Genomic DNA, 14,744 nt, shown 5'->3' on the forward strand with positions numbered 1-14,744 from the left:
TCGACCGGTGGCGGGCAGGCGGCTTCGCCGGGGCGGCCGCCGACGCCCGGGACGCGTCCGCGCCCTGTCCCGCGAGTGCGCCCGGCTACGGAGGTGGCGGAACCGGTCTACCTCGGCTTCCCACGACCGGAGCCCGAGAATACCGTGTGGCCTGAGTGGCTGCTATTCCCCTTTCGATGAAGCGAGGATCAATGCCTGTTTCCAGTTGGCGTCGGTACGACCATCACCTGTTTCCCGTATTCCATGAACGGTTCGAAGAGCGCTGGGGGCCGGGGACCGCACCGTTCCTGGACCCGAGCGTGTTCGAAGAAGGCCAGCCGCGGCCGCGCGCGCAGTGGATCAACGTCGATACCGGCGCCGCCGTCGCCGTCGTTCCGGTGTGGGAGGACGACGACGGCGAACACCGCTCCTTCGCCGTGTTCTACCTGCCGCCGGGCGGCGGCATCTGGGCGCTGCGGCCGGGCTTCACGAACTACACCGAAAGCGTCAACGGCGGCCCGGAACAGGCGGCTTTACGCAACGACTCGTTCAAGAAGGCCGTGGCCCACGCCGAGGAGTTTATCTACGGAACAGGCGGGAACGGGCCCTGATTGTTTCCGCTCTCGGGCCGCTGGTTCCAGCGGCCCGAGAGCGCGGTGTGTCGTTCCTAAATCCGGCCCGCTTCAACGATCTTCTTAAGGAATGCCCGGGTACGCGCTCCTGAGAGTCGGTGAACATCTGCTCTGGCGGTCCCTGCTCCAGCAGCTTGCCCTTATCCAGGAAGACGACGGTGCTGGCAACTTCCCGGGCAAATCCCATCTCGTGAGTTGCCAGCAACATGGGCATTCCTTCTGTAGCCAAATCGCGGACGATGTTCAAGACTTCCGCAACCAGTTCGGGGTTTAGCGCCGAGGTGATCTCGTCGAGCAGCAACCCTCGCGGATCCATGGCAAGGGCACGGACCATGGCTACACGCTGTTGCTGTCCGCCGGAGAGTTGGTCCGGGTAGTTCCAGCGCGCTGCTCGAGTCCGACGCGTTCCAGTAGTGACAGCGCGTTCGAGCGGGCTTGTTCCTTTTCCTGCCGACCGAGCTTGACCGGTGCGAGCATGACGTTTTCGAGCACCGTCATGTGCGGGAAGAGGTTGTAGGACTGGAAAATCATGCCAACTTCCCGGCGAAGTTTGTTGACATCCGCTCCAGGGCCGGAAACGACGTCACCCGCAACGGAAATCTGCCCCTCCTGGATCGGCTCCAATGCGTTATTGCACAGCAGAAGGGTCGATTTTCCGGAGCCGGACGCGCCGTGCAAGCAGACCACCTGGTGTTGATTCACCTGCAGGTCGATGCCTTTCAAGGGTGTGCGTTTCTCCGTAGCTCTTAGAGCGCCAGGCGGAAGGCTCTGGCCACGTTGGTTTTCGGCTCTGCGCACGACCCCCGTAGTTACAACTCAACGAACCGCGTCTGGCGGATTGAGGGTTCCTGCCGCGCGGTCACGAGCTGCCGCGGGTTCGGGCAGGCGGATCCCCGGCTCACGTTCTTGGTCGCGCGCATCTTTCGGTAGGGCGGCGCCAGTCGGGTTACGGCAGCCCGACGGCGAACGAGCATGGTCGGGGCTGCTAAATCTGCTTAGGGCACATGTTTTTCAATCCGCCTGTCTGGCCTCCAGTGGGGCAATCGTTCTCGGCGTGGCTGAGCCCAAAGCAAGGAAAGCTCCTCTATGAGGGCAGTGCATGGACGGCAAATTCCGAAAAGTGCTTGCCAAATAAAACATTCATTTGTAGGGTTTTTGTGATCGCCCTCACTGTGACGTCGATCACCGCGGGGTGGCATTTCTCACGGCCCGTTCACCGCACTGACCATTCGTTTTCGAAGGAGCGCAATGTCAGCCGAAATGACGAGACCCGCTGGAGGTCCGGACGTCGATGAAGACGCCGAGCACCTCGCCAGCCTTGGCTACTCGTATGAGAAGCAATTTAAGCGGGAAATGACGTTCTGGGGGAACGTTTCGCTGGGCTTCACCTACCTGTCCCCGGTGGTGGGGATTTACTCATTGTTCGCGGCATCTCTCGGGATGGCAGGCCCGCCGATGTTCTGGTCCCTGGTGATCGTAGGCATCGGCCAGTTGCTGGTTGCCACGGTTTTCGGGGAAGTTGTCTCCAACTACCCCGTCGCAGGCGGCGTCTACCCGTGGTCTCGCCGTCTGTGGGGCCGCAAGTGGGGCTGGATGAACGGGTGGGTCTACCTCTGTGCTTTGCTGGCGACCATCGCCAGCGTCTCGTATGGGGCCGGGCCGTTCCTCAGCCTGCTGCTGGGGATGGAAAGCACCGTCGACTCAGTGATCATTTCGGCACTGGTGGTCATTGCCTTGGCTACCGTGTTGAACCTCGGCGGGACCAAGGTGCTGAGCAAGGTAGCCATGCTGGGCCTGTTGGCGGAACTCGGCGGGGCTCTCATCGTCGGTGTCTGGCTCTTGGCAACAGCCCGAGAGCACGACCTCAGCGTGCTGTTCCAGAGTTTCGGCGCGGGTGAAGGCAGCAACTACTTCATCGCCTTCGCCGCTGCCGGGTTGATCGGCATTTACCAGTACTACGGTTTTGAAGCCTGCGGCGACGTGGCCGAAGAGGTGCCGAACCCCGGAGTGCGGATCCCCAAGGCCATGCGCATGACCATCTACATTGGCGGTTTCGCTGCCATGTTCGTCTGTCTGTCGCTGATATTGGCCGTGCCCGACTTCGGCGCCGTGATCTCCGGGGAAAATTCCGACCCTATCGGCAGCGCCTTGCTGGGTGCCTTCGGACCGGTTGGCTTCAAGGTGGTGCTCGCCGTCGTGCTGATCTCCTTTGTCTCCTGTGCTCTGAGCCTGCAGGCAGCGTCGTCGCGGCTGGCCTACTCGATGGCCCGCGACGGAATTTTGCCGGGCAGCAAATTGCTCAGCAAGTTCAGCGAGACCCGGCACGTGCCGCCGTACGCTCTGCTGCTGGCCGGCCTGGTCCCGGCGATCATCGTGGTTGGCTCCAAAGTCTCCGAAGACGCGCTGGTCACCATCATCTCGTTCGCCGCGATGGGCATGTACATGGGCTTCCAGATGGTCGTCCTGGCGTCGTTGCGGGCCCACCTGAAGGGGTGGAAGCCCAACGGGGCCTTCCGCCTAGGGGTCTGGAGCATCCCGGTCAACATCGCGGCTCTCGCGTGGGGTGTGTTGGGCATGATCAACATGGCCTGGCCAAGGACTCCGGAAGCGGGCTGGTTCGCCAACTACATTGTGCTGATTTCCGCGGTCGGGGTCGTGGTTATCGGCCTGCTCTACATGGCGTGGAAGAAGCCATATCTGAAGGGGGACGCCCCCGCGGGAGATGCCATACCCTCCGCGTCCCTGTCTGCCTAGCACTACAGTCCGGGCCTTCCAGCCCAGCAATTCACCGATAGCAAAATGAGGAATAGGTTCCATCCATGAGTACGCCCACTGTTGACGTCCCGTACCTGAACATTTCGGATCCGTCGTTCGCTATGCAGTCCGAAGAGTTGCGCAACGCGCGCGAGGCCAGTTGGTACGCGAGGACCAATTACGGCATCGCCGTGCTGCGGTACGACGAGGTGAGCAAGCTGCTCAAGAGCCCCAAGCTCAAGCAGGGCAGCGCCCAATGGCCGGCCCACAACGGGGTCCACGGCGGCTTGTTTTACGACTGGTGGACCAAGAATCTGCTGGTGCTGGAAGGCGAGGACCACCACCGCATCCGCCGACTGCTTAACCCGGCATTCTCGCCCCGGCTGATCAAGGACCTGGTGCCCCGATTCCAAGCCCTGGCCAACGAGTTGATTGATGCGTTTATCGACAAGGGCGAGTGCGAGTTCATTCGCGACTTCGCCGAGCCCTACGCCACTAGGGTACTCACCATCCTGTTGGGCATTCCGGAAAGTGAGTGGCCGACGATCGCCCGGCTGGCCTCCACAGTGGGACTGGCCCTCGGCGTGACGTTCAAGCGGGACTTGGACAAGGTGGAGGCGGCAGTCGCTGAGCTCTACGAATACGCCGACAAGCTGATCAAGGACCGCCAGGCAAACCCGGGCGAGGACTTCGTCAGCCGCTTGGTGCTGACCAGCCGCGACGGAGACCGGCTCAGCGACGAGGAGTTGCGCAACGCGCTGGTGCTGCTGATTTTCGGCGGCATGGACACCACCCGCAATCAGTTGGGCCTGGCGATGCAGTCGTTCATCCGCAACCCGGAGCAGTGGGAGTTGCTAGCGGAACGCCCCGACCTGGGTGCCAAGGCCGTTGAAGAGGTCATGCGCATTAACCCGACGGTCACCTGGGTCACCAGGGAAGCGGTGGAGGACTTTACCTATCAGGATCTCTTCGTTGAAAAAGGCACTACGGTGCACCTCTTCACCCAGTCTTCCGGCACTGACCCGAAGGCCTTCCCCAACCCGGAGATGGATCTGCTTGGCGAGCATGCGCCGCACTACGGCTTCGGCGGCGGCGTGCACCACTGTCTTGGCCACTTTGTCGCACGAGCGGACATGAGCGAGGCCCTGCCGCTGCTGGCCAGCCGCCTCGCTGCCCCTTACTTGGCCGGGGGAGACGAGTGGCTGCCAGATTCCGGCAACACCGGCCCAATCCGCCTGCCGATCGGCTTCACCGCACGCACCTGAACCGCAGACAGCACCACGAACACTTCAGCACCACCAGCACTTCAGCTTCTACAGAAAGCAGGACCCCATGAAGACCGTTGATGTCGACCGCAGCTTGTGCGACAACCATGGCCAGTGCGCTATCGCCGCGCCGGAAGTATTCCGTATGAACCCGGACGGCGTCCTCGAATACGAGCCGACGTTCGACGATTCCCTTCTGGACGAGGTCGAAGAAGCCATCGACGTCTGCCCCGTCCAAGCGATCTTCCTTAAGGACTGATCATGGCCCGCAGAATCGCCATCGCCGGAGCCTCGATGGGAGGTTTACGTGCCGCTGAACAGTTGCGGTCGGCCGGTTGGGAGGAGGAGATCCTCGTGATCGGCGAAGAAGTCCATCCTCCCTACAACCGGCCGCCGCTCTCGAAGGAACTGCTAAAGTCGCCCGGCTCGATCCAGGAAGCCCTGGCGTCGGTGGCTTTGCGGCAGCGCCGCAGCGCCGCCGACATCGACTGGTTGCTCGGGGCACCGGTCACCCGCGCAAACCTCGCGCACCGCACACTGACCCTCGCTACTGGCGAGCAGTTGGGATACGACGGACTGGTGGTCGCCACCGGGCTGCGTCCGGCGCGCGTCCGGGTTCCCGGGCCGCTGCATGGCCGGTACGTCCTCCGCACGCTGGAGGACGCACTGGGCCTGCACCGGGAATTGCGCCCGGGGGCCCGGATTGTGGTGGTAGGCGCAGGATTCATCGGCTGTGAGGCAGCTGCCACGGCCACGCTGCTGGGCTGCCGGGTGACGTTGATCGAAGGTAGCAGCGGGCCGATGCAGCACACGCTCGGCCGCGAGCTGAGCGAGGGCATGCGCAACTTCCTGACCGAACGCGGTGTCGAGTGCGTCTCGGGTGAACGCGTCACCTCATTTACCTGGCACGACGACGGCGCCGACGGGCCGCAGCGCTGCACCGGCGTCCGCCTGACCGGCGGACGAGAGGTGGCGGCCGACGCCGTAATTGAGGCTGTCGGTTCCACGCCAAACGTCGAGTGGTTGGCCGGCAACGGCCTAGACCTGACTGACGGTGTGCTCTGCGACGAGCACCTGCGGGTGCTTGGGGCCCAGCACTTTGTCGCGGTCGGCGATGTGGCGCGCTACCCGGACCGCCGCGCCGGCACCGGCCCACGCCGCGTTGAGCACTGGGCCACCCCTGCCGACACCGCCAAGATCGCCGCACCGGCCTTGGTTGCCGGACTGAACGGAGTGGAAGCGCCGGAACCGCTTGTACCGCTGCCCTCCTTCTGGACGGACATCTTCGGTATCCGCGTCCAAGGCGTGGGGAGCCCAGCGGTGGCAGACCGGGTCGAGGTCCTTGAAGGGGACCCGTCCCGGCCCGCCGACGGGGCTGCTCTTGCCTACTACCTCGGCGGCCGGCTGATCGGTGCCGTCACCTGCGCACTGCCCGCCGACCGCCAGTTGCATTACCGCAAGCTCGTGACCGAGGCCGGCCTGCCTGCCAGCTCCCAGCTCGCCGCCGTCTAAAACGGACTGGCCACAGACCCGAAGGAAACTGAGATGACACTAACCCCTGTACGCCCCGACGAGGCCGCGACCGAGATGCTGGCTGTCTTGAGCGACCGCGAGGCCTTCGCCCGCCACCAAGAGCGCAACCTGCGCCCCGAAACGGTGCGCGAACTCGGCCGCAAGATCGAAGAAGCCGGTGTTGAATACGTCTACTATGCTCTGCCGACCATCGGCTCGCGCATGGTAGCGAAGATGGTTCCGGCCAATCACTTCCGCCGCAACCTGGAGAAGGGCATCTGCTTCCACCGCACCGCGTTGTCGGACCTGCAGAACGACCGCCACGGCAACCTTATCGGCGGCGGCATCGAGGCCCGCGAGTTCTGGGCACTACCGGAGCCGGACACTTTCGTGGTCCTGCCCTGGGACACCTCGGTCGCCCGAATTTTCTGCACTGCTTACGAGCCCCCGCACCTTCCGGAGGTCGGTGGCCGCCTGATGCCGATCGACACCCGGTCCCTGCTGATCCGCTCGCACGAGGCGTTCACTGCCCGCACCGGTTTCGAGGTGCGCTCCGGGACCGAACCGGAGATGACGTGGGAGGGACCCGGCCTGGCGGTTGTTAAGAAGCCCGGCACCAGCCCCGCCTACCAGGTGGAGAACCTGGAGCGGATGCGCCCCATTTACAAAAAGTTGGTCACCTACGCCAAGGCCATGGGCCTGGACATGATTGAAGGCGACTACGAGGACGACGGCCAGCTCGAGCTGAACTGGATGTACGACCGGGTGGAGAACACCGCCGACCGGCTGGTGACTTACCGGCAGATCTGTAAGCAGGTAGCCCGTGAATTCGGCGTCACCGCCAGCTTCATGCCCAAGCCCTACAACGGCCAGATGGGCAACGGCTGCCATCACAACCTGAGCCTGTGGGACGGCGACACCAACGTCACCGAGGACGCCGGCCGGGTGGAACTGCACGTTTCGCAGACGGCCAAGCACGCCATCGGCGGCATGCTCGCCCATGCACCGGGGTCGATGGCCGTGATGGCCTCCACCGTGAACTCCTACAAGCGGTTCTGGGATGCCGGCCAGTTCGCGCCGAGCCTGGCCAACTGGGGACTTGACAGCCGCGGCTGCCTAATCCGCATCTCTTCGAATGGCCGGATGGAGTACCGTGTGCCGGATGCGGCCGTGAACCCGTACCTGTCCCACACACTGCTGATCGCGGCCATGCAGGACGGGCTGGACCGCCAGCTTGATCCCGGACTGCCCGAAGGCGGTGCCGACGGCCCGGTCGGCGGCCAACTGCCGCTCACGCTGGGTGACGCCATCGATGCGTTCGTGTCGGACACCTACCTCACGTCGGCGCTGCCCGAGGACCTTGTGGCGATCTACACGCAGCTGAAGCAGGAGGAATGGGCCCGTTACTGTGGCGCCATCACCGAGTGGGACCGCGAGATGTACTGGGAGACCATCCCGTGAGCGCCGTCAGCACATTGACCGCGGGCACCCTGCGCCTGGCGTGCATCGACTCCGAGGCGCCGCCGCTGTTCAATTTGGCGGACAGTGAGGGCAACCGCCGCGGATACGAACCGGCGGCGGCCGAACTGGTCGCATCCGCCATGGGCCTGCGAGTGGAGTGGGCGTTTATGGCCTGGGACGACATGCTCCCGGCGGTGCGCGACCACCGGGTCGACGCCGTTTGGTGCGGTCAGGGAATCATCCCCGAACGCCAGGCGATAGTGGACTTCACCGAGCCGTACGCGGTGTTTGACGAGACCGTCCTGGTTCGAAAGGGCGATCCGGCACGTTCACCGGAGGATCTCTCCGGTTACCGGGTCGCGGCCATCGAAGGCAGTGCAAATATGCGGCTCGCCTCCACTTTCCCAGGGATTATTCCGGTAGCGTTCGGCGCCAGCGACGACGTCTTCGGTGACATGCTCGCGGCGCTGCGCAACGGCGAGGTGGACGCCATGGTGGACGACGACGTCGTGACCGTTCCACTGGGGGAGGACCCGGCATACGACGTGGCCTTCACCGCCCGAACCGGTAACCGTTGGGGCATCGGCGTGGCGAAGGACAACCCGCAGTTGCTGGCCGAACTCAACGGCACACTGGGCGTTGTCATCTTCGACGGCCGGCTGGAGGCTGTGTGGGCCGAGTGGATGCCGCACCTGCCGTTCCCGCTGAGCACGGAGGTCTCGGCATGAGACGGCCTTTGATTGGAGTGCCGGGCATGTGGGCCGATTCCGTCCACGGACTGCGCTACGACGGAGTGGCCGTGGCCGCCGCGGTGCTGCGCTGCATTGTTCGTGCCGGCGGCGAGCCGGTGATCATGTTTCCGGGTACCGGCGAGAGCCCAGCGGAACAGCTCGCCCGGCTTGACGGCGTCGTGCTGCCCGGTGGAGCCGACGTAGCGCCCTCCTTGTATGGCGCCGAGCCCGACGAGCACTACTGGCCCACCGACTACGGCGGACAGGACGACTACGAAACCGGGATCATCGAAGGCTGCCTCGCCGCGGACGTGCCGCTGCTCGCCATCTGCCGCGGCCTGCAGCTGTTGAACGTCGGTCGGGGCGGGACTCTGATCCAGCACCTCGCACCCGGGGAGGTGCAGCACAAGGGCACAGTCCATCCCGTCCGGGTCGCCGCAGGGTCGCTGCTGGCCGAGGTCGTCGGGAGCGAGACAGCCGACGTCTCCTCCTACCACCATCAGGCGATTGAAGTACTGGGCGAGGGCCTGACGGTCACCGCCACCGCCGCGGACGGAGTGGTGGAAGCGGTGGAAGTCGCCGGAGCGCCGATGCTGGCCGTCCAGTGGCATCCGGAGGACACCGCGGAGACTAATGCCAGCGACCACGCCTTGTTTCAGTGGGTGGTGCAAGCCGCAACACGGCGCCGCGCCACCGCCGAGAGCGGATTGACCGTGGCGGGTGCGCGATGAGCGAGGAAGAGCTCCGGGTGGATCCCGCGGCCGTACTGCCGGCCGGGTTGGCCGACCTGCCGACGGACGCGCCGCGCATCGGCGTCGTCGTTTCCCTGACCTTTCCCGGGATGACAAACCAGACGCTGGAACTCATGGAGCGGTTCACCCGGACTGCCTTCGAGACGCTGCTGGCCGTCGGTGCGCGCGGCGAGCTGGTGGACAGCGCGGCCACGGAGTTCATGCCGGCCGCCAAGCTAGCGGACTTCGACGGCGTGCTCTTCCTGGGCGGCGGAGACGTGGACGGCAAGCTGTACGGCCACCATGATCCGGTTCCGAACTCCTACGGCGTGGACCGCCGAGCGGATGAGTACTGCCTGGAGCTGATTAAGGGAGTGCTCGAGAGGGACCAGCCGATGCTGGCCATCTGCCGCGGCTCGCAGCTGCTGAATGTGGCCTGCGGCGGCACACTGATTCCGGATCTTGATCCGTGGCACCTGCACCGCGGGGGACCGGGGGAACCGATGTTTTTGGACGAGTCCATCCGGTTGCTCCCCGGCTCTAAGGTGGCCTCGATTATGGACTGTGAACGGCTGACCGTCCGGTCGGGGCATCACCAGGCGGTAGGTCAGGTGGGCAAGGAACTGACGGTAACGGCCGTGGCCGACGACGGTGTTGTTGAAGGAACCGAGCATCCAGGCAAGACCTGGGTGGTTGGCGTGCAGTGGCACCCGGAGGATTCGGGCGGCAACGCCGATGACCGAATGGCGTTGTTTGCCGAGTTCGTCCGCCAGAGCAGAAACGAACAGCGCCGGAACGGAGGTGACAGGGCCCTCGGACGACTGCCTGATCGAGTGAATGCTTGAGAGAGGTTCATCGGCGCGGCTACTGGGTCGCGCAGATCAACCGCAAATTTAGATTAGGTACGTCCAACGGAAGGAACCCGAACCCTATGGGGGCGGACTTAATCCGTTCGCCGACGATAAAGCGTCCCGAATTGCCCAGAATCACGCGGTTCTGGTCGTTGAGGAGGGCTGCATCGCCCGGAATGCGGCGGACGATCGGGATCAGCTTGTTTTCCAGGTCCCGGACCCGAATGTCGCATCCCGTGACGCCGATAAACGTGCCATGGACGTAGGTGGGAACGGCACAGGTGACGATGTATTCATCGAAGCCCAGATAGTCGACGTACGGTCCGGCGATCGATTGCTGTCCCGTTTTAGCGGCAATGGAGAACCAGGGTAGCTTTTCGTAATCGTAGAAACGATCACCTTCCGGGGCCAGATCGAAACCGAATTTTTCAATATCTCCGGAATTGTTTCGGATCCACCATTCCAGGACGCCTTGGGCATCTTTTATGGCGGACAGGGAGAATATCTCTCCGGCGCCCACGGCAATATCGTGCGAATTCAGGAATGATTCGGCCATTCCGCCGATGCCCACTATCTCCTTGGGCGACATTTTTTTGCCGGGGAAGACCTTTTCCTCAAGGCGCTGTCCCACCTTCTTGGACGCCGCATGGAGATCCTGGTAAAGCCCGTTAAGCCATGCCTCGATGGCGGCGGCACTCTCGGCGGCCTGTGAAGTTGCTGGCGCGGTCATGAAATCTCCTGTTCTTCGCCGGCATGGGTGAGGGTCAGCTTGGTGTCGATCAGGTGGTAGGTGTTACGGCGGATGTGTTCCAAGACCAAGCGCTGCGCCCTATCGGGGTCGTCCTCCCGCACTGCGGCCACGATTCCCAGGTGCTCACGCGCCGCGGCCTGAGCGTCGAATACGCCTGCCAACGGAGTCCACAGTAGTTGCCCGACCTCCGATTGCAGCCTGATCTCCTGGCTCGTCAGCCGCGGCGACTGTGCTACCACCGCCAATTCGATGTGGAAGCGACTGTCGGCCCGCGCTTGAACCTCGGGGGTAGCCGCCTGTTCAAGCCCGCGGGCCAATCGTTCCAGCCGGTCCAGGTCCTTGGGATCTGCTCGATCGCAGGCCAGGCGGGCGGCGGCGGCAGCAACGGCTGTTTGCTCGTCGCCCAGATCGCGAAGGTCGGCGATGGAGGTCTCGCGCAGGTACAGGCGCAGGTTCTCCTCCTGTGTGGCAGGGAACTTCACCACAAAAGTGCCGCCGTTGCGCCCCCGCCTGGTTTCGACCACACCTTGGTCCCGCAGTTCTGCCAAGGCATCCCGCAGCGTTGCGCCAGCGACCCCGAACATCTCTGACAGTTCAGCCTCAACCGGAAGGCGTTCCCCGACCCGGAGCATGCCTAAGGAGATTGCTGTAGAGATCCGGCGGACGATGGCCTCCGATCGTTCCATGTCCGGCAGCGATCGATAGATTTGAGACTGCAGCGCCATTGGTGAAGCCACGGGTTCTTCTCCTAGAAATTCAATCGAGACGCCGGGATCTCCGGTCTGATCTCGAACATTAATATTCTACCCGCTCGACTCAGGAATGACATTAATTGGCGACAGCAATGATCGATGGTTGAGGTTGGCGGGGAGTGCTGGAATACCGAAGTCGATGATGGGTATGCTCAATCTTTATGAGCTACTACAGGACAATCAATCCGACAACGGGCGAAGTTCTCTTAGAAATACCGGCTGCAAGTGATGAGGATGTCGCGGAGGCAGTGAAGAGTGCTCACGCGCCTTCGAGCCATGGCGCAATACTATGGTGCAGGACCGTGCCGGCGTCCTTTGATGTTTATCAACTCCACTCCGGACCCTCAAGCTGACTTGCCCTTCGGCGGGTCGAGCGCTCCGGCGTCGGCCGCGAGCTTGCTCGTTTCGGCATGGACGGATTCGTTAACAAGAAGCTGATCAAGACACCGCTCCTGTAGCAGCACAGGGTTAAGCTGCCGGCAGCGCTGCTGCGCCAACCGCGTCGGCCGTTCCGCTCAGTCCTTGGCCCGGGTGCTCGTGCTCCACGTGGCCTGAGGGCTCCAGCCATCGGGAGGTATCCCAGGTGCGGCGCGCGCCCGGCCAGCGAGATTGGCTGCGTCGCTCGATCAGGACCAAGCGACGACGAGGCGGGCGGCTTGTTGGGGGATGGTCACGTCGACGCCGACTAATTCCGTGAAGCGACGCAGCCGGTTCATCAGGGTATTCCGGTGGCAGTAGAGCTGGTCGGCGGACTGGGCGATGCTGCCCGTAGAAAGGTAGGACCGTACCGCTTCCACCAGCCGGGTCCGTTCCACCGTCCCGCATCGGGCCAGAGCGGCGTCCACGTCGGGGACAATGGGAACCCCGGTTTCCGAGAGGCGGTGCCGAGACAGTCTGGCCCAGGCGTTTTGCATCGTGAGGGCCTGCTGATCACTCTCCTCGGCCAACGATGCCAGGGCGCGGGCGGTTTGGGCGGCGACGCGTAAATCTGTGAGGCCGCCAACCTGGGCGACCAGGCCGCAGCGGATGTTCTTGATGTGCTCGGTGGTTTCGCGTGCGGCGCTGCCCGGGCGGTCATCGGCTGCCCAGAAGGCGACCAATCCGTCGGGCAGGGGATGGGTGAATATCTCTGTGCCAAGGCGGGAAGCCGAGGCAACCTCCACCCGAAGCGCGGCGGCGTCGTCAGTTGTGGCTGCCGCGACCACGAGGGGAGCGGTTTCATCGATGCCGAGTTCGTCGGCGATGCGGGTGAGCGTCTCCGACGGAGGGTCGACCTGCCCGAATATCGTGGCGACATGTCCTTGCCGCACGGAGGATTCTTCCTGGGCCATGCGCTGGCGCTCGGCCATATAAATGGCTTGGGTTTCCGCCGCGTAGGAGTCCACCACCTGCCACACCGTTTCGGCCCGGCGCACCAGTAGCTCGGCGTCGCCCGGACCGGCCAGCGCCATGAGTTCGCCCCAGATCACGGTGAAGTCGATGCGGATCGCGGTCATCAGGGACTCCACGGGGATGCCGGTCCTCGCGCGGGAGACACCCACGTCCAATGAAATGCCTTGCCGCTCGGCGATGAGGCGCTCACTGTCGTCGCCGGGGCGCAGGCTCTCAATCAGCGCCCGGAACGAGGCCGCCCCTGTGCGGCGGATCTCGCTGGCCGGCAGCACTCCGTCCCGGTAGTCGTCGAGTTGCAGGATGCGTTCGATGAAGAGGTCCGTCAGCTTGTCCACGGACAGCTGGTCCAGCAGCAGGTTCCAACGGGCCGCCGAGGCGTCATCGTCGTCGTGGTTTTTCATGAGCGGTGCTTCCATGGCGTTTTTACCCCTATCGTGTGCTTTTGCACATCCTAGCCGCGAAAAGCCGCAACGTTTCGTGCGGGTGTGACGCGGCACACTCTGGGAGGCTGGTGTGCGTCATCGGCGCGTTGTGGCGTCCGGCACAACGGAACACCTGAACACCCAACACGGAGGAACCATGTCAGAAACCTTGAACCTCGAGGCCGGGGCCACCCGGCAGATCACGGACAAGGAGGCGATGAAGGTTTCCATCGGTGCCCTCATCGGCACTGCCATGGAGTGGTACGACTTCTTCCTGTTCAGCGCGGCGGCGGCGCTGGTGTTCAACGTCCAGTACTTCGCCAACGAGAACGCAACGGCGGCGGCGCTGGCCTCCTTCGCCACCTTCGGCGTCGGCCTGGTGGCGCGTCCGCTGGGCGGGATGTTCTTCGGGGCGATGGGCGACAGAATCGGCCGCCGCAAGACCTTGATGGTCACCATTGTGGGCATCGGCGTGGTGACCGGCCTCATCGGCCTGCTGCCGACGTACGCCGCCATTGGTATTGCCGCTCCGGTGCTGCTGGTGCTGCTGCGCGTGGCCCAGGGACTGTTTGTGGGCGGCGAGTGGTCCGGCGCCATGACGATTGTGGTGGAGAATGCCCCGCTGGAGCGCCGTGCCCGCTACGCGGCGCTGCCGCAGATCGGTTCACCGATCGGCACCATCCTCTCCTCCGGTGGCTTCTTCCTCATGACGTTGTTTTTCTCGCAGGAATCCTTCAACTCCTTCGGTTGGCGCATCCCCTTCCTGGCCGCCATCCCGATGCTGCTGATCGCGCTCTACATTCGCAGCAGGCTGGAAGAATCCCCGGTCTTCGCCGAGCTGCTGGAGCACGACCAGGTGGAGAAGGCCCCGATCCGCACCACCCTGAGGGAGTCCTGGAAGCACATCATCATCGGCATGGCCGCGGCCCTGCTCGGCGTCGGCGGCTTCTATCTGGTCACCGCGTTTGTGGTCTACTACGGCGTGAACATCCTGGGCTACCCCGCCCAGCTGATGCTGCTGGGCGGCATCATCGCCGCCGTCGTCGAAATTCCCGTCCTCATCCTGGGCGGCCGGCTGGGCGAGCGGTTCGGTGCCAGCCGCGTCATCCTTTTCGGCGGCATCGCCTCCGCCGTGGCCGCGGTGCCGTCCTTCTTGCTGGTGGACAGCGGCAACCACGCGCTTGTGGTCACCGGCATGGTGCTCGCCGTGGCGACGCTCTCCTTCCCGTACGCGGCTTCCGGCACGGTGCTGACCGGCCTGTTCCCGGCGCGCACCCGCTACACCGGGGTGGGCTTCGCCTCCAACACCGCCGGCATGCTCTCCGGGTTCGTTCCGCTGCTGGCCACCGGTACCGTAGCCGCCGCCGGAAACCACTGGTGGCCGGCCGCCGCATTGCTGGTGTTCCTGAGCCTGTTCACCGCCGTGGCCGGTGCGCTGGCGCCGTGCATGAGCGTGAACCTGCCCGGCTTCAAGCACTGATCCAAACGTTCGACGACGAATTTCCTGACGA

Annotated in this window: 13 protein-coding genes and 1 pseudogene; 10 read left to right on the top strand and 4 right to left on the bottom strand. The window is 64.1% G+C overall.

All coding sequences use genetic code 11. From position 1 onward, the window contains the following. Positions 1–191: 191 nt before the first annotated feature. Entirely contained in the window at positions 192–590 is a 399-nt protein-coding gene (locus AC5RUH_RS13580; RefSeq protein WP_494128840.1) for a hypothetical protein, read from the top strand. On the opposite strand, the pseudogene AC5RUH_RS13585 reads toward AC5RUH_RS13580, so the two are convergent. After that, positions 559–1,409, bottom strand: a pseudogene (locus AC5RUH_RS13585) (amino acid ABC transporter ATP-binding protein). The gene AC5RUH_RS13580 and the pseudogene AC5RUH_RS13585 overlap by 32 nt on opposite strands. Before the next feature lie 450 nt (positions 1,410–1,859). Between AC5RUH_RS13585 and AC5RUH_RS13590 the strand changes: the two are divergent. The 8 genes from AC5RUH_RS13590 (at position 1,860) to AC5RUH_RS13625 (ending at position 9,910) form a co-directional block, all read left to right on the top strand. After that, positions 1,860–3,365, top strand: coding sequence for an APC family permease (locus AC5RUH_RS13590; protein ID WP_494128841.1), 1,506 nt, complete (start codon positions 1,860–1,862; stop codon positions 3,363–3,365). Between the two features lie 65 nt (positions 3,366–3,430). Beyond that, positions 3,431–4,630: a cytochrome P450 gene (locus tag AC5RUH_RS13595; RefSeq protein WP_494128842.1), complete on the top strand. Its 1,200-nt coding sequence runs from the start codon at positions 3,431–3,433 to the stop codon at positions 4,628–4,630. 67 nt (positions 4,631–4,697) lie between these two features. Beyond that, entirely contained in the window at positions 4,698–4,889 is a 192-nt protein-coding gene (locus AC5RUH_RS13600) for a ferredoxin (RefSeq protein ID WP_493968506.1), read from the top strand. 2 nt (positions 4,890–4,891) lie between these two features. Further along, positions 4,892–6,142 carry an NAD(P)/FAD-dependent oxidoreductase gene (locus AC5RUH_RS13605; protein ID WP_494128843.1) on the top strand — a complete coding sequence of 417 codons (1,251 nt, stop codon included), beginning with the start codon at positions 4,892–4,894 and terminating at the stop codon, positions 6,140–6,142. Between the two features lie 33 nt (positions 6,143–6,175). Further along, the gene (locus AC5RUH_RS13610; protein WP_494128844.1) at positions 6,176–7,603 is read left to right on the top strand and encodes a glutamine synthetase family protein; all 1,428 of its coding nucleotides are present in this window, start codon (positions 6,176–6,178) and stop codon (positions 7,601–7,603) included. Then, entirely contained in the window at positions 7,600–8,331 is a 732-nt protein-coding gene (locus AC5RUH_RS13615; protein ID WP_494128845.1) for an ABC transporter substrate-binding protein, read from the top strand. The genes AC5RUH_RS13610 and AC5RUH_RS13615 overlap by 4 nt, the downstream gene beginning before the upstream one ends. Continuing rightward, positions 8,328–9,065, top strand: a complete 738-nt coding sequence (locus AC5RUH_RS13620) for a gamma-glutamyl-gamma-aminobutyrate hydrolase family protein (protein WP_494128846.1) — start codon at positions 8,328–8,330, stop codon at positions 9,063–9,065. The genes AC5RUH_RS13615 and AC5RUH_RS13620 overlap by 4 nt, the downstream gene beginning before the upstream one ends. Continuing rightward, a complete protein-coding gene (locus AC5RUH_RS13625) occupies positions 9,062–9,910 on the top strand; it encodes a gamma-glutamyl-gamma-aminobutyrate hydrolase family protein (RefSeq protein WP_494128847.1) in 849 nt (282 codons plus the stop codon). The genes AC5RUH_RS13620 and AC5RUH_RS13625 overlap by 4 nt, the downstream gene beginning before the upstream one ends. Before the next feature lie 19 nt (positions 9,911–9,929). On the opposite strand, the gene AC5RUH_RS13630 is transcribed toward AC5RUH_RS13625, so the two are convergent. From AC5RUH_RS13630 to AC5RUH_RS13640, 3 genes are all read right to left on the bottom strand, one after another. Continuing rightward, on the bottom strand, positions 9,930–10,646 hold the full coding sequence (locus AC5RUH_RS13630) for a cache domain-containing protein (protein ID WP_494128848.1): 717 nt from the start codon (positions 10,644–10,646) through the stop codon (positions 9,930–9,932). After that, the gene (locus AC5RUH_RS13635) at positions 10,643–11,404 is read right to left on the bottom strand and encodes a FadR/GntR family transcriptional regulator (RefSeq protein ID WP_494128849.1); all 762 of its coding nucleotides are present in this window, start codon (positions 11,402–11,404) and stop codon (positions 10,643–10,645) included. Before AC5RUH_RS13635 ends, AC5RUH_RS13630 begins: the two co-directional genes overlap by 4 nt. A 641-nt stretch (positions 11,405–12,045) precedes the next feature. Then, positions 12,046–13,227 (bottom strand): PucR family transcriptional regulator, encoded by a 1,182-nt coding sequence (locus AC5RUH_RS13640; RefSeq protein WP_494128850.1) that lies wholly within the window; start codon positions 13,225–13,227, stop codon positions 12,046–12,048. A 163-nt stretch (positions 13,228–13,390) separates the two neighbouring features. Between AC5RUH_RS13640 and AC5RUH_RS13645 the strand changes: the two genes are divergently transcribed. Further along, positions 13,391–14,713, top strand: a complete 1,323-nt coding sequence (locus AC5RUH_RS13645; protein WP_494128851.1) for an MFS transporter — start codon at positions 13,391–13,393, stop codon at positions 14,711–14,713. The last annotated feature ends 31 nt before the right edge of the window (positions 14,714–14,744 follow it).

This window comes from Arthrobacter sp. Y3223166 (assembly GCF_059090935.1).